This is a genomic window from Delftia deserti (assembly GCF_042653485.1).
GTDB classification, from domain to species: domain Bacteria; phylum Pseudomonadota; class Gammaproteobacteria; order Burkholderiales; family Burkholderiaceae_C; genus Comamonas; species Comamonas acidovorans.
In genome coordinates this window covers 239,272-254,856 of sequence record NZ_JBHSIH010000001.1, presented here as the reverse complement: position 1 = coordinate 254,856, position 15,585 = coordinate 239,272, and the positions used below count along the sequence as shown (strand labels likewise).

Below are 15,585 nucleotides of genomic sequence, written 5' to 3'. Positions count from 1 at the left end.
GGGCGACGGGCTATTTCCCCGAGGCTGACACAAGTCAAACGGCGCCCTTGCCGCACGGTTAGCATATTGCAATGATCTGCTTCAAACGCATCGCCACGAAGTGGGGCCGCTGGATAGCCAGCGGCCTTGTCGTGTCCTTGCTGTTTTCGCAGGTTGCGCTGGCGATGTATGCCTGCCCGAAGCTGGACTCTGCCGGACACGTCGCTTCAATGCAGGCGGCTGGCATGGCCATGGAGGATGCGATAGGCATGCCGTCCATGCCGGACTGCCACGCCATGTCCGGGACAATGGACGATGAGGCACCGCAGTTATGCCGTGCCCATTGCGGCAGTGATGGGCTATTGACCCCTTCGCTGCAGGGTCTGGATATCCAAGCCATGGCTGCGCATGCGGTCTGGATTGCTTATCTGCTTCCGGTCATACGAGAAGCACAGCCCGCGTCCGGCCCGATAGCAGCCTACGCGCCACCCGACGACCGAGCGGGTGCTCCTCCCCTCTATCTCACGCTCCAGGTCCTGAGGAATTGATACGCCGTCCGTGCCCGCCGTGCATTGACGCGGCCCAACACGCGATTTCGTGAGTATCAATTTCGAGGACCATCATGTTTATTCCCTCCCCCGGGACTCCGGGCGAGCGCAGCCTTGCGTTTGCCCGTGGTGTAGCAGGTGCGGACACCTGCCCAACATGGACACATCGGCTGAGCGTTCTGAGTATTGCCTTGGCGGGCAGCATGCTCGTTGCGCTTCCTGCCCGCGCCCTTAGCTTTGCCGAAGCGCGGGAAATCGCCGAGCAGCAGAGCCCGCGCGTTTCCGCTCAGCGGTTGCAAATCGACGCCGCCGAGTCCGCGCAGAAGGCAGCCGGCTCGCTCCCCGACCCCAAGCTCTCAGTGGGCATCGAAAACCTTCCCACCGGTGGCATGGATCGCTGGAGCCTGACGCGCGACTTCATGACGATGCAGCGCCTGGCCCTCATGCAGGAAGTGCCTAACCAGGCCAAGCGCAATGCCAAGGTGGCCAGCGCCCAGGCCCGGGTCGAGCGGGAACGCGCGGCACTGGTCTTGCAGCGCCTGCAGATCCGGCAGGAGCTGAGCCTGGCATGGATCGCCGCACAAGCGGTTGAGCAGAGAGACTTGCTGTTGACAGAGCTTCTGGCAGAAAACCAGCGCCTGCAGCACAGTCTGCCCGCCCGCGTAGCAGGCGGCTCCGCCCAGGCTGGCGACCTCTTGGTTGCTCAACAGGAAGCCCTGGTCCTGTCGGACCGGCGTGATGACTTGCAACGGGACCGGGCCAAGGCGCGGGCGATGCTGCGCCGGTGGGTAGGCTCCCGAGCCGACGAACCACTGCAGGGCAGCCCCGGCCCCCTGACCCGGCCTGTCGCTCAATTGCGCTCCGATCTCTCCAACCACGCCGAGCTTGAACTGTACCCGGCGATGCAAAGCATGGCCCGTGCCGAGTCCCATGAAGCGCAGTCGGAAGCCCGTGGTGACTGGTCCTGGGAGATCGCCTACAGCCGGCGCGGCCGTCAATGGGGTGACATGGTGTCCTTTCAAGTCACATTTGATCTTCCCTGGCAGAAGGACCGGCGTCAGACGCCCATGATCCAGGCAAAGCAGCGCGAGCTTGAGCGCCTGGAGGTCGAGCAAGAGGATGTGGCGCGGCGGCATCTGCAGGAACTGGACGATAGCGCCGCGGAGTTACAGGCGCTTGACAAGCAGATCGAACGATTGCAATCCACCGGACTGCGACTGGCGCAAGAGCGCGCGGAACTGGCGTTGAGCAACTATCGCTCCGCCAAGGCGGATCTGGGCAGCGTGCTCAGTGCCCGCACTCAAGTACTTGAGGCGCGCATGCGTCTGATCGATCTCCATGCACAGCGCGATGCTCTCATCGCGAAGCTGAATAGCCTGATCGCGGACTGAGCGGAGAACTCCCCATGAACATCTCTAGAAAAATCCTCTTGGGCCTGACCGTGCTTGCCGCGGGCATTGCCATTGGCTTGGGTATCGCCCAGCGGTTCCCAGGTGGCGCAGGCAAGGCTGGCTCTGCGGCAGAGTCCAGCCCTCAGACTGACCGCAAGGTGCTGTATTGGTATGACCCCATGGTGCCGACCCAGAAGTTCGATCAACCCGGCAAGTCCCCCTATATGGACATGGAGCTGGTGCCCAAGTACGCGGACGAGGATGCGCAAGACAATGCTGGAGTCCGCGTGTCCGCCCGGACGGTGCAGGCGCTGGGCCTTCGCACGGCCGAGGCCGTGCAGCGCTTGATCGGGGCAGACCTGGATGTGGTCGGCACCGTGTTGCTCAATGACCGTGATGTCAGCATCGTCCAAGCCCGTGCTGCGGGCTTTGTCGAACGGGTGTATGCGAGGGCTGCCGGTGATGTCATCGCTGCGGGGGCGCCACTGGCCGATCTGCTCCTGCCAGAGTGGGTGGCTGCGCAACGCGAGTTTCTGGCAGTTCGGTCGCTGGGAGACTCCTCGCTGACGACCGCCTCCCGGCAACGGCTGCTGCTACTGGGCATGCCCCAGGCCTTGGTGAACCAAGTGGAACGCACCGGTGAACCGCGGGGGGTGTACACGGTCACGGCTCCGCAAGGAGGCCTGGTGGCCGAGTTGATGGTGCGCCAAGGGATGACCGTTACGGCAGGCGCCAGCCTGGCGCGTGTGAATGGTCTGGCCACCGTATGGATCGAAGCCGCCGTGCCCGAGGCTCAGAGCGGCCCACTGCAGGCGGGACAGGAGGCGCAAGTCCGGCTGGCGGCATTCCCCGGCGAGGTGCTGAAGGCGCGCATCGTGAGCATCCTGCCGGAGGCCAACCGGGATACCCGCACCGTCCGCGTGCGGCTGGAGATGGGCAATCCCGGACAGCGGCTCAAGGCCGGCATGTCTGGACAGATCTCGCTCCAGGGCCGCGAGCAAAGCGCGCTGCTGGTGCCCAGCGAAGCAATCATCCGTACCGGCAGGCGAGCCCTGGCATATGTCGTTGATGGCCCCGGCAAGTTCCATCCTGTCGAGGTCCGGCTCGGCGCCGAAATCGGTGACCAACTCGTCGTGCAAAGCGGACTGGAGCCTGGGCAGCAGGTTGTCGCTTCGGCTCAATTCCTGATCGACTCGGAAGCCAGCCTGCGAGGAGCAGTTCCTGCGGGATCAATCGCCGACGCTAACCCGGCAGGAACGGCGAGACCGGCCGCGTCAGTGCCTTCAGCGCCTGCAGGGCAGACGTTCACGGTCAATGGGGTTGTGCAGAAAGTGTCTTCCGACGAAGTGACATTGGCGCACGATGCCGTTCCTGGGCTGAAGTGGCCAGCCATGACCATGGGCTTCAAGCTGGCCAACCCCCAACTGTCTGCAGGACTGGCTCCGCAGCAGCGAGTGCGCTTCACATTCTCCCAGCAAGGAGATGACTACGTGATCACCCGCATCGAGAGGAGCGCCCCATGATCGCGAGACTGATTCGATGGTCCGTGGCCAACCGCTTTCTGGTGTTGCTGGCCACCGCGATGCTCGCGGCCTGGGGCGTGTGGGGCATTCGCAGTACGCCGGTGGATGCGTTGCCCGATCTTTCCGACGTGCAGGTCATCATCCGCACCAGCTACCCCGGACAGGCACCACAAATCGTCGAGAACCAGGTCACTTATCCATTGGCCACCACCATGCTGTCGGTTCCGGGGGCCAAAACGGTGCGCGGCTTTTCTTTTTTCGGGGACTCGTTCGTCTATGTTCTGCTCGAGGACGGAACCGACCTGTACTGGGCGCGTTCGCGGGTACTGGAGTATCTGAATCAGGTTCAGGGCCGCTTGCCCGCCACGGCCAAACCAGCGCTCGGGCCTGATGCGACCGGGGTGGGCTGGATCTTTCAGTATGCGCTGGTGGACCGCGCGGGCAAGAACGATCTGGCGCAACTGCGCGCGCTGCAGGACTGGTTCCTCAAGTTCGAGCTCAAGAGCCTGCCCAATGTCGCGGAGGTCGCTTCGGTGGGCGGCATGGTCAAGCAGTACCAGGTCGTGCTTGATCCGATCAAGCTGGCTTCCTATGGGCTCAGCCAAGAACAGGTGCGCACGGCGCTGGTGAACGCCAACCAGGAAACCGGCGGTTCCGTTCTGGAGTTGGCGGGGGCGGAGTACATGGTCCGTGCGAGTGGTTATCTCAAAAGCCTGGATGATTTCCGCGAGATTCCGCTGGTGGCGCGCGGCGGGGTGCCTGTGCGACTGGGTGACGTTGCGACGCTCCAGATCGGGCCGGAAATGCGGCGCGGCATCGCCGAGCTGGATGGGGAGGGAGAGGTCGCGGGCGGTATCGTGATCCTGCGCTCGGGCAAGAACGCTCAGGAGACGATCGCCGCCGTCAAGGCCAAGCTGGCGCAACTGCAGGGCAGCCTGCCCAAAGGGGTCGAAATCGTCACGACCTACGACCGCAGCGCATTGATCGAGCGGGCCATCCGCAACCTCACGGCCAAGCTGGGGGAGGAGTTCCTGGTCGTGGCGCTGGTCTGCGCAGTTTTCCTCTGGCACCTGCGCTCCGCGTTGGTGGCCATCATCTCGTTGCCGCTGGGGGTGATGACGGCCTTCCTTGTCATGCGCTACCAGGGAATCAATGCCAACATCATGTCGTTGGGAGGCATCGCCATCGCCGTGGGCGCGATGGTGGATGCGGCCGTGGTCATGATCGAAAACGCGCACAAGAAGTTGGAGGCCTGGCAGCACGCGCATCCGGACCAGCGGCTGCAGGGAAAGGAACGATGGGCGGTGATCACGCAGGCTGCGGAGGAAGTCGGCCCGGCGCTGTTCTTCTCGCTGCTCATCATCACGCTGTCGTTCGTTCCCGTTTTCACCCTCGAAGCCCAGGAGGGGCGCCTGTTCGGGCCTCTGGCGTTCACCAAGACCTACGCCATGGCGGCAGCGGCGGGCCTGTCGGTGACGCTGATTCCCGTGCTCATGGGCTACTGGATTCGTGGGCATATTCCCGACGAACAGAAAAATCCCATCACTCGCATGCTGATCGCGGTGTACCGGCCCAGCCTGGAGTGGGTGCTGCGCCGGCCCAAGGCGACGCTGCTGATTGCGGTGCTGGCATTGGCGACCACAGCCTGGCCGCTGGCCCGGCTCGGCGGCGAATTCCTGCCCCGGCAGGACGAGGGGGACCTGCTCTATATGCCCTCGGCCCTGCCCGGATTGTCTGCGCAGCAGGCCTCGGAATTGCTGCAGATCAGCAATCGCATGATCAAGACGGTGCCCGAAGTGGAGCGCGTGTTCGGCAAGGCGGGGCGCGCGGAAACTGCCACTGATCCCGCGCCTCTTGAGATGTTCGAGACCACGGTGAAGCTCAAGCCCAGGGAGCAATGGCGCCCCGGCATGACGCCGGAGAAGCTCATTGAGGAGCTGGATCGCGCCGTGAAGATTCCAGGGCTGTCCAACATCTGGATTCCCCCCATCCGCAACCGCATCGACATGTTGGCCACCGGCGTCAAGAGCCCGATTGGGGTCAAGGTGACCGGCAACGACCTGAACGCAATCGACCGCATCGCGGCAAAGGTGGAGCAGATCGCCAAGGGAATTCCGGGAGTGTCTTCCTCATTGGCTGAGCGGCTGACGGGTGGCCGTTATGTGGACGTGCAGATCGACCGCGTAGCGGCAGGGCGCTACGGCCTGAACATCGCCGATGTCCAGGCTGTCGTTGCCGGCGCCATCGGCGGTGAAAACGTGTCGGAAACTGTCGAAGGGCTGGCACGCTTTCCCATCAGCCTGCGCTATGCGCGCGAATGGCGGGACTCACCGCAGAGGCTTGCGCAACTGCCGATCTTCACGCCCATGGGCCAGCAGATCACGCTAGGCACGGTGGCGCGTATTGCGATCACCGATGGGCCACCTATGCTCAAGAGCGAAAACGCTCGGCCATCAGGTTGGGTGTACGTCGATGTACGCGGGCGTGATTTGGCATCGGTGGCCAACGAGCTGCGTGATGCGGTCAGCCGCCAGGTAAAACTGGAGCCGGGGGTGAGCATCACATACTCTGGACAGTTCGAGTACATGGAGCGAGCCAATGCACGCCTGAAGGTGGTGGTGCCGGCAACCTTGTTGACCATCTTTGTCTTGCTGTACTTGACGTTCAGCCGTCTCGACGAAGCTGGTCTAATCATGGCGACATTGCCATTTGCCCTTACGGGTGGCATTTGGTTCCTGTACCTGATGAGCTACAACCTTTCCATCGCCACGGGCGTCGGCTTCATCGCACTGGCGGGTGTTGCGGCAGAGTTTGGGGTGGTCATGCTTATTTATCTGAAGCATGCCCTGGAGGCGCGCTGCCCGGATGGCCGAAGACCCACTGCGGAGGAACTGCTGGACGCCATTCGTGAAGGGGCTGTGCTGCGTGTGCGGCCCAAGGCGATGACCGTGGCGGTCATCTTGGCCGGCTTGGTGCCCATCGTTTGGAGCAGCGGCACAGGATCGGAGGTCATGAGCCGCATTGCCGCACCGATGCTCGGTGGCATGGTGACGGCACCGCTGCTGTCGTTATTCGTGATCCCGGCTGCCTATGTGCTGATGCGCAAGCCTCGCTAGCTTGGAAAATTGGCGGGGTTTTGCGATGAAACCCTGCTTCTCGTCAGAAGGAGAGTTTCTCTTGGAGGAATTAACGTCGCTTCAGAAATTTCTCGGCTCACGGAGTCTGACAAAAAAATAATCATCCGCTCATTGATTTGTCAGGAGCCGCATGAAGAATGAATTTGCAATCCTAGCAATCGACTTTTACGGCGGAATTAACTCATGGAATTGCGACATCTTCGCTGCTTCCTAGCGGTCGCGGAGGAACTCCATTTCGCACGTGCAGCGGAAAAACTGCATATTGAGCAGTCGCCTCTTTCGCGTGCTATCAAAGAACTGGAAGAAGACCTTGACGCACAACTCTTCGTCCGAACGTCCCGTAGCACGCGATTGACTCGGGCCGGCAAGTTGTTCCTCGCGCATGTGCCGCGCGTCTTCGCTGCGCTGGAGCAAGCAAGGGAGAGTGTCAATGCTGCCGCCAACGGCTTTCAAGGGCAACTGCGCATCGCATTATCTGATGGCATCACCCCGTCTCGTCTGCCTGCGCTTCTTGCTCGCTGCCGGGAGGAAGACCCAGAAATCGAGATTCGCTTGTTCGAGGTGCCGTTGGCTCAGCAACTCAAGGGATTGCATGACGACCTGTATGACGCGGGCTTCTCAATGGCGGACGAAGTAGATGGCGGCATCCTTGTTGAATTGGCCTGGGAAGATGAATTGATGGTGGCGGTACCTGCTCGCCACCCTGTGCTGTCCTACAGGCAAATCCCTTTGGAGGAAGTGCTGCGCTATCCTCTCGTCATTGGTGATCCCGCTATATGTGAGGGGCATGCGCGCCAAGTTGATCGAGTCCTGCGTCGGCAAGACAAGGAGCCATTGATCGTTCAGCGAGTGGCCACCTTCGATGTGATGATGACACTGGTATCTGCAGGCTTGGCTCTGGGGCTTGCCGGGGCTGCCCATATTGCTTTCAGTCGCGAGCCTAACGTGGTGGGCCGCTCACTCGCTGGACAGCCTCCGATGCTAGCCACCTACCTGTTGCGGCGGGATGCGGAGCCCTCTCAGGCGCTAGCCCGTTTCATTGAGCGGCTGGCATCCCTTGGATCGGACGACGCATGACACGTCGATCTATTTCCTCACGTTGAACCTAGGAGGAACATGTCATGAGTCCCAAGATCATCGCTTTCTTGTCTCTAGCGACATTGCTGGCATCGTGTGGCAAGTCATCTCCGCCTACCCCCATTGAGACGGTGGAGTCGCTGGCTGCGAATCCAGAACGACTGAAGGAACTCCGACAGCAATGCAAGGTGGATCGCGCGAAGCTGGGTGACGCGCTGTGCAACAACGTCGCCGAGGCCACGAACAAGCGCTTCTTTGGTGACGGCAAAGTGCCCTATACCCCGCCCAAGGAGCCGCCCAAGTTCTGACTTGTCTGCGGTCTGCAACGAGTCCGCGATTTTCTGCTTGATACGCCGCAGTGCGCCGTTCCGCGCGGCTTTTACCCGGCATTCGTCCCAGCCTGAAACGATGCTTTTTTTCGGCATCTACGTCCCGATAACGGTCTTTGACCGGCCCTCACGCGCGCCTTGATCCTGATGCCTGCGGCACGTTGTTGTGCCGTAACTGGAGGCTGGGATGCAAGGGACGAACGTGCTGTTCGGTCAGATCGCCGTCGTATTCGGCATCGTGATCGTCGGAGTGTGGAGCGCCACGCAATGGACGGCAGCGGCCCTGGGCTACCAGCTACGCCTGGGCTTGCCGTGGTTCGACTTTTTGGGCACACCGGTCTACCACCCGTGGCGGCTGTTCGAATGGTGGTTCTTCTTCGACGCCTACGCGCCCCGCGTGTTCGACACCGGCGGCGCCATCGCAGGCGGCAGCGGTCTTGTCGCCGTGCTGGTGGCGATTGGCATGTCGATCTGGCGCTCTCGGCAAAGCAAGCTGGTCACGACCTATGGCACGGCGCGCTGGGCGAATGCGGAGGACATCCGTAAGGCGGGACTATCGAGCCCGGTGGGCGTCTTCCTCGGCCAACATCACGGCCAGTACCTGCGGCACGAAGGCCCGGAACACGTCCTGACCTTCGCGCCCACGCGCTCGGGCAAGGGCGTGGGCCTGGTGGTGCCGACGCTGCTTTCGTGGCCCGCGTCCGCAGTGATCCACGACATCAAGGGCGAGAACTGGAACATCACCGCGGGCTGGCGCTCGCGCTTCTCGCATTGCCTGCTGTTCAACCCGACGGATAGCCGGTCGGCGGCCTACAACCCGCTGCTGGAAGTACGGCGTGGCGCGCATGAGGTGCGCGACGTGCAGAACATCGCAGACATCCTGGTCGATCCCGAAGGGGCGCTGGAGAAGCGCAACCACTGGGAAAAGACTTCGCACGCGCTGCTGGTCGGGGCCATCCTGCATGTGCTCTATGCCGGTGAAGACAAGACGCTGCGCGGGGTGGCGAACTTTCTTTCCGATCCGGCGTGCCCGTTCGAGCTGACCTTGCACCGGATGATGACCACGCCGCACCTCGGCGATGGCCCGCATCCGGTGGTGGCATCGGCCGCGCGCGAAGTTCTCAACAAGAGCGACAACGAGCGCTCCGGCGTGCTGTCCACGGCCATGTCGTTCCTGGGCCTGTACCGCGATCCCACGGTGGCCGAAGTCACCTCGCGCTGCGACTGGCGCATCGCCGACCTGATTTCCGCCGAACACCCCGTATCGCTGTATCTGGTGGTGCCGCCTTCGGACATTTCGCGGACGAAGCCGCTGATCCGCCTGATCCTCAACCAGATCGGCCGGCGCCTCACCGAATCGCTCGACGGCTCCGACGGCATTGCGCGCCGCCACAAGCTGCTGCTGATGCTCGACGAGTTCCCGGCGCTCGGGCGCCTGGATTTCTTCGAGACGGCACTGGCCTTCATGGCCGGCTACGGCATCCGCAGTTTCCTCATAGCCCAAAGCCTGAACCAGATCGACAAGGCGTATGGGCAGAACCATTCCATCCTCGATAACTGCCACGTCCGCGTGACGTTTGCCACGAACGACGAACGCACCGCCAAGCGCATTTCCGAAACGCTCGGCACCGCGACCGAGCTGCGCGCGCAGCGCAACTACGCCGGCCACCGGCTCGCGCCGTGGCTGGGCCATCTCATGGTGTCGCGCCAGGAGACGGCCCGCCCGCTGCTGACGCCGGGCGAGGTGATGCAGCTTCCGCCCGATGACTCGGTGGTGATGGTGTCCAGCCTGCCCCCGATCAAGGCCAAGAAGCTGCGCTACTACGCAGACGCCAATTTCAAGCGGCGCGTGCTGGCGCCGCCTGCGCTCGCTGCCGGCAGCTATGCCGACGCGCCGCCAGCGCGCGCCGACGACTGGAGCGGGCTGGCGATTCCTGCTGTGCCCGCTGCGTCAGCGGCCGATGCCGGCGAAGGCTTTGCAGGTTCCGCCGACGACGGCGGCCCACGCCGCCAGCCAGAACTCTCCGAAACCGTCGCCTACGACCCCGAGCTGACCGCGAGCACGGCCGACCTCGGCCTGCTCGATGACGACGACGACTTGCCGCTTCCTCTCCCGCGCCAGCTTGATCCGGCCCTGCAGCGCACGGCCCGGCTGGCTTCCCTCGACCCCAACGACGGAATCGAGCTATGAGCCACTACCGCCTGAACCTCTTTATCCAGCCCGAGCACGCCCAGCGGCTCGATGAACTGGCCGCCAAGAAAGGCGTGTCCAAGTCATCCATCGTCGCGGCGGCGCTCGCATCGTGGCTATCGCCCGATGCGGCCGACCAGCGCGAGGCAGCCATCGCCAAGCGCCTTGATCGCTTGTCGCGCCAGGCCGAGCGCATGGAGCGCGACCAGAACATTGCCATCGAGACGCTGGCGCTGTTCATCCGTTACTACCTGACCGTCAGCACGCCGGTTCCCGAGGCGCACCAAGACGCGGCTCGCGCGCAGGGCAAGGCGCGCTTCGAGCAGTTCACCGAGCAGCTTGGCCGCCACCTGATGCGGGGCCGCAGCCTGGTGCGCGACGTGGTGGAGGAACTGCATCCCGACCCGATGCGCATGGAGGACACGGCGACAGCCACGCAGGCGCAGGAGCGTGCGTCATGAGCGCCGTTCCCCAATCCATGAGCGCCACGTCGCTCGACCGCCGCATCCAGATGTTGCGCACGGCAATGGGGCCACTGATCGCCACTGCGCTGGAAGACCCCGACGTGGTGGAAATCATGCTCAACCCCGATCGCACCCTGTGGGTGGATCGGCTGTCGTCGGGCCGTGCGCCGATGGGCGTGGAGATGCCCGAGGCCGATGGCGAACGAATCATCCGCCTGGTGGCGGCCCATGTCGGCGCGGAAGTGCATCGCGGCCAACCGCTGCTATCCGCCGAGCTGCCCGAAACCGGCGAACGCTTCGAGGGCATCTTGCCACCCGCTGCGCCGGGGCCGGCCTTTGCGCTGCGTAAGCGCGCCATCGGCGTGATTCCGCTGGAGCGCTACGTCGAGGAGGGAATGATGACCGCCGCCCAGGCCGGCTTTCTCGTTCGCGCTGTGCGCGAGCGCCAGAACGTCTTGATCGCGGGCGCCACCAGCAGCGGCAAGACCACGCTCGCCAATGCGCTGCTGGCCGAGATCGCCGCCACGGGCGACCGCGTGCTGGTACTCGAAGACACGGTGGAACTGCAATGCGCGGCCCGCGACCACGTTCCGCTGCGCACGCGGCAAGGTGTCGTGTCCATGACCGATCTGGTGCGCTCGTCCATGCGCCTGCGGCCTGACCGCGTGGTCGTCGGAGAAGTGCGCGGCGCCGAGGCGCTGGATCTCATCAAGGTGTGGGGCACGGGCCACCCCGGCGGCATCGCCACCATCCATGCCGGCTCCGCGCTCGGCGCGCTGCTGCGCCTGGAGCAACTGATTCTCGAAGTGGCGGTGAACCCGCCCCGTGCGCTGATCGCCGAGGCGGTCAACGTGGTGATCCACATCGCCGGGCGCGGACGCAAGCGCCGCATCGAGAGCATCGCCCGCGTCGTCGGCTTCGACGGTGTGGGCTACCAACTGGCGGACGCGATGGAGCCCTCGTTTCCCGAGCTGCCGCCGATTCCCGATGCCGCACCCGCTGCGGCGACTTCCTCGTCCCCTGACCAACCTGGAGAACTGCCATGACGCAGATGATCGTTCCTGCTTTCCGTTTTTCCGTAAATCCGGCTTTGCGCCTTGCACGGCTGCGCAGTCTCGCCCGCCCTGCGGGGCAGGGTCTGATGCTGGCCGCGCTGCTGCTTTTCCTAACCGGCACCGCGCAGGCCGCCGGTTCCTCAATGCCGTGGGAAGGCCCGCTGCAATCCATCCTCGAATCCATCCAGGGGCCGGTGGCGCGCATCGTCGCGGTCATCATCATCATCGCCACGGGCCTCGCGCTCGCCTTCGGCGACACGTCGGGCGGCTTCCGCAAGCTGATCCAGATCGTGTTCGGCCTGTCCATCGCGTTCGCCGCATCCTCGTTCTTTCTGTCGTTCTTCAGCTTCTCCGGCGGGGCCGTCGTATGAACGGCCCGGATACCTTCGCGGCCGGGTTCGCCAATGGATTCGAAATTCCGCTGCATCGCTCGCTGACCGAGCCGATCCTGCTGGGCGGTGCGCCGCGCACCGTGGCGATTGCCAACGGCACGCTGGCCGCCGCCGTCGGGCTGGGCCTGCAACTGTGGATTCCGGGCGTGGTGCTCTGGATCGCCGGCCATGCGTTGGCGGTCTGGGGCGCGCGCGTCGATCCGCAGTTCATGCAGGTCTTCGCCCGCCACATCAAGCACAAGCCGCTGCTGGACGTGTGAGGTGATGCCATGCTGAACCTTGCCGAATACCACCAGCGGCCCGCGTTGCTGGCCGACTGGTTGCCCTGGGCCGGGCTGGTGGCGCCGGGTGTCGTCTTGAACAAGGACGGCAGCTTCCAGCGCACGGCCCGGTTTCGCGGGCCTGACCTGGACAGTGCGACGCAAGGCGAGCTGATCGCCACGTCCGCGCGCTTGAACAATGCGCTACGGCGCCTCGGTTCGGGCTGGGCCTTGTTCATCGAGGCCGAGCGCCGGCCTGCGGCCGACTATCCGCACTCGGAGTTTCCCGAATCGCTGTCGTGGCTGGTAGACGAGGAACGCCGCGCCACCTTCGAGGACTCGGGCAACCACTTCGAGAGCTGCTATCACCTGACGCTGGTGTACCTGCCACCGGAAGAATCCCGTGCCCGCGCGGCCAAGATGCTCTACGAGAACACGCCGACGAATGGCGTGGACTGGCGCGAACGGCTGACGGCCTTCGTGGCGGAAACCGATCGTGTCTTTGATCTGCTCGATGGCGTAATGCCGGAAATCGCGTGGCTCGATGACGAGCAGACGTTGACCTATTTGCACTCGACCATTTCCACGCGGCGCTACCGCGTGGGCGTGCCCGAGGTGCCATTCCACCTTGACGCGCTGCTGGCCGATGCACCGCTGATCGGTGGCCTGGCGCCCATGCTGGGCGACCAGCACCTGCGCGTGGTGTCGGTGCGGGGCTTCCCGACCTCGACCTGGCCGGGGATTCTGGACGACCTCAACCGCCTCGGATTTGCCTACCGCTGGTCAACTCGGTTCCTGTGCCTCGACAAAGCTGAGGCGGAACGGGAATTGGGGCGATTGCGCCGTCAGTGGTTTGCGAAAAGGAAGAACGTCATCGCGCTGCTGCGCGAAACGATCTTCCAGCAGGAAAGCCCGCTGGTCGATACCGACGCCAGCAACAAGGCGGCCGATGCGGACGCGGCCTTGCAGGAGTTGGGCAGCGATCAGGTGTCCTTCGGCTACCTGACGGCGACTGTCACCGTTATGGACGCCGATCCCGCCGTGGCCGACGAGAAGCTGCGCATGGTGGAGCGCGTCATCCAGGGCCGGGGCTTCGTCACCATCCCCGAAACGCTCAATGCCGTGGATGCGTGGCTGTCCTCGATCCCCGGCAACGCCTACGCCAACGTGCGCCAGCCCATCGTCTCGACGCTGAACCTGGCGCACCTGATGCCGGTATCAGCGGTGTGGGCCGGGCCGGAGAAGAACGCGCATCTGGATGGCCCGCCGTTGATCGTCACCCGTACCGATGGCGCCACGCCGTTCCGGCTGGTGACGCACATCGGCGACGTGGGCCATACGCTGGTGGCCGGCCCGACTGGCATGGGCAAGTCGGTCTTGCTTGCCACGCTGGCGATGCAGTTCCGCCGCTATCACGGCTCGCGCATCTTTGCCTTCGACATGGGCCGCTCCATGCGCGCCACCATCCTGGGGCTGGGCGGCGAGCACTACGATCTGGGCACGGACGGAGAAATCGCCTTCCAGCCCTTGGCCCGTATTGACCGCGAGGGCTACCGCACCTGGGCGGACGAATGGGTCGAGGGCCGCTTGCGGCATGAGGGCGTGGCCGTCGGACCGGACGAGAAGGCGGCCATCTGGTCGGCGCTGGGAAGTCTCGCCGGTGCGCCGGTGGAGCAGCGCACGATGACGGGCCTGTCGGTGCTGCTGCAATCGAATGCGCTGCGCCAGGCGCTTGCGCCCTATGTGCTGGGCGGCGCCCACGGCAAGCTGCTGGACGCCGACCATGACCGGCTCGGCATGGCCGACGTGCAGTGCTTCGAGATGGAGGAGCTGATGCACAGCAAGGCCGCCGTCATGGCCGTGCTGCATTACCTCTTTGCTCGCTTCGATGAACGCTTTGACGGTGCGCCCACGCTGCTGATCCTCGATGAAGCGTGGCTGTTCCTCGATGACCCGGTATTCGCCGCGCGCATCCGCCAGTGGCTCAAGACGCTGCGCAAGAAGAACGTCAGCGTCATCTTCGCCACGCAGTCGCTGGCCGACATCAAGGATTCGAGCATCGCCCCCGCGATCATCGAAAGCTGCGCCAGCCGCATCTTTCTGCCGAACCCGCAGGCGACTGAGCCGCAGATTCGCACGATCTACGAGGGCTTCGGCCTCAACTCGCGCCAGATCGAGATCGTCGCCACGGCAGTTCCGAAGCGCGACTACTACTACCAATCCCGTCTCGGCAACCGCCTGTTCGATCTCGACCTGGGGCCGGCCACGCTGGCCTTCGCGGGCGCTTCCTCGCCGCAGGACCAGCGCGACATGGATGCGGTGCTTGCGTCCGCTTCCTCTGCTTCCTCCCCGTTCGCGGCCGCCTGGCTGCGCCACCGCCGCCTCGATTGGGCGGCCGATCTGCTGCGCGATTTTCCCGGCGCTTCGCCGGGTGCTGCCTTCATCCCCACCTATGCACAGGAGAACCAACCATGAAACTGCATACCCCCAAGCTCGCTGCGCTCACGGCCGCCTGCGTGCTCGCCTTCGGCATCGCGCAGCCCGCGCACGCGCTGTTCGGCGTCGGCGACATCGTGCTCGACCCGACCAATCTGGTACAGAACACGCTCACCGCCGTTCGCACGCTGGAGCAGATCAATAACCAGATCCGCCAGCTCCAGAATGAAGCCCAGATGCTCATCAACCAGGCGCGCAACCTGGCCAGCTTGCCGTTCAACGTGGTCAGCCGCCTGCGCAGCAACCTGGCGCTGACCCAGCGGCTGATCGCGCAGGCTAAGGGACTCGCGTACGACGTCACGAACATGAACCAGATGTTCCAGCGTCTGTACCCCGAGCAGTATGCGGCCACCGTCGGCGGCGACCAGATGTACAAGGACGCTCAGGAGCGATGGAAGAACACCTTGAATGGCCTGCAGACTGCGATGCAGATGCAAGCCCAGGCCTCGGAGAACCTCAACGATGACGAGGGGGTGCTGGCCGATCTGGTGAGCCAGAGCCAATCTGCCGTCGGTGCGCTGCAGGCAATGCAGGCCACGAACCAGTTGCTGGCCCTGCAGGCCAAGCAATCGATTCAGACCCAGCGGCTGCAGCTCACGCAAGGGCGGGCGGCCTCGCTGGAGCTGGCGCGGCAGGCCGCAGCCGCAGAGCGCGGGCGCGAGGTGACGCGGCGCTTTTTGGGCTCGGGGACGCCGTACACGCCGCAGACCGTCAACTTCTACAGCCGCTGACGGGGCGGCGCC

13 protein-coding genes are annotated in these 15,585 nt (G+C 64.2%); all 13 read left to right on the top strand.

What is annotated here, in order from left to right:
• Window positions 1-71 precede the first annotated feature (71 nt).
• The 13 genes from ACFPFG_RS01215 to trbJ all read left to right on the top strand — a co-directional run bounded on the left by ACFPFG_RS01215 (window position 72) and on the right by trbJ (window position 15,573).
• Window positions 72-527 carry a hypothetical protein gene (locus ACFPFG_RS01215; protein WP_380104526.1) on the top strand — a complete coding sequence of 152 codons (456 nt, stop codon included), beginning with the start codon at window positions 72-74 and terminating at the stop codon, window positions 525-527.
• A 203-nt stretch (window positions 528-730) separates the two neighbouring features.
• Entirely contained in the window at window positions 731-1,918 is a 1,188-nt protein-coding gene (locus ACFPFG_RS01210; protein ID WP_465251917.1) for a TolC family protein, read from the top strand.
• A 14-nt stretch (window positions 1,919-1,932) separates the two neighbouring features.
• On the top strand, window positions 1,933-3,441 hold the full coding sequence (locus ACFPFG_RS01205) for an efflux RND transporter periplasmic adaptor subunit (RefSeq protein ID WP_380104522.1): 1,509 nt from the start codon (window positions 1,933-1,935) through the stop codon (window positions 3,439-3,441).
• On the top strand, window positions 3,438-6,557 hold the full coding sequence (locus tag ACFPFG_RS01200) for an efflux RND transporter permease subunit (protein WP_380104520.1): 3,120 nt from the start codon (window positions 3,438-3,440) through the stop codon (window positions 6,555-6,557). Before ACFPFG_RS01205 ends, ACFPFG_RS01200 begins: the two co-directional genes overlap by 4 nt.
• A 204-nt stretch (window positions 6,558-6,761) precedes the next feature.
• Complete coding sequence (locus ACFPFG_RS01195; RefSeq protein WP_380104518.1) at window positions 6,762-7,655, top strand: LysR family transcriptional regulator; 894 nt, start codon at window positions 6,762-6,764, stop codon at window positions 7,653-7,655.
• Window positions 7,656-7,699: 44 nt separating this feature from the next.
• Window positions 7,700-7,963: an EexN family lipoprotein gene (locus tag ACFPFG_RS01190; RefSeq protein WP_380104516.1), complete on the top strand. Its 264-nt coding sequence runs from the start codon at window positions 7,700-7,702 to the stop codon at window positions 7,961-7,963.
• A 208-nt stretch (window positions 7,964-8,171) separates the two neighbouring features.
• Window positions 8,172-10,175 carry a conjugal transfer protein TraG gene (locus tag ACFPFG_RS01185; RefSeq protein WP_380104514.1) on the top strand — a complete coding sequence of 668 codons (2,004 nt, stop codon included), beginning with the start codon at window positions 8,172-8,174 and terminating at the stop codon, window positions 10,173-10,175.
• On the top strand, window positions 10,172-10,636 hold the full coding sequence (locus ACFPFG_RS01180; RefSeq protein WP_380104512.1) for a CopG family transcriptional regulator: 465 nt from the start codon (window positions 10,172-10,174) through the stop codon (window positions 10,634-10,636). The genes ACFPFG_RS01185 and ACFPFG_RS01180 overlap by 4 nt, the downstream gene beginning before the upstream one ends.
• Entirely contained in the window at window positions 10,633-11,685 is a 1,053-nt protein-coding gene (trbB, locus tag ACFPFG_RS01175; protein WP_380104510.1) for a P-type conjugative transfer ATPase TrbB, read from the top strand. The genes ACFPFG_RS01180 and trbB overlap by 4 nt, the downstream gene beginning before the upstream one ends.
• Window positions 11,682-12,065: a TrbC/VirB2 family type IV secretion system protein gene (locus tag ACFPFG_RS01170; RefSeq protein WP_380104508.1), complete on the top strand. Its 384-nt coding sequence runs from the start codon at window positions 11,682-11,684 to the stop codon at window positions 12,063-12,065. Before trbB ends, ACFPFG_RS01170 begins: the two co-directional genes overlap by 4 nt.
• On the top strand, window positions 12,062-12,346 hold the full coding sequence (locus ACFPFG_RS01165) for a VirB3 family type IV secretion system protein (protein WP_380104506.1): 285 nt from the start codon (window positions 12,062-12,064) through the stop codon (window positions 12,344-12,346). The genes ACFPFG_RS01170 and ACFPFG_RS01165 overlap by 4 nt, the downstream gene beginning before the upstream one ends.
• A 9-nt stretch (window positions 12,347-12,355) precedes the next feature.
• Window positions 12,356-14,821, top strand: a complete 2,466-nt coding sequence (gene trbE / locus ACFPFG_RS01160; RefSeq protein WP_380104504.1) for a conjugal transfer protein TrbE — start codon at window positions 12,356-12,358, stop codon at window positions 14,819-14,821.
• Window positions 14,818-15,573 (top strand): P-type conjugative transfer protein TrbJ, encoded by a 756-nt coding sequence (trbJ, locus tag ACFPFG_RS01155; protein ID WP_380104502.1) that lies wholly within the window; start codon window positions 14,818-14,820, stop codon window positions 15,571-15,573. Before trbE ends, trbJ begins: the two co-directional genes overlap by 4 nt.
• Window positions 15,574-15,585: the final 12 nt, after the last annotated feature.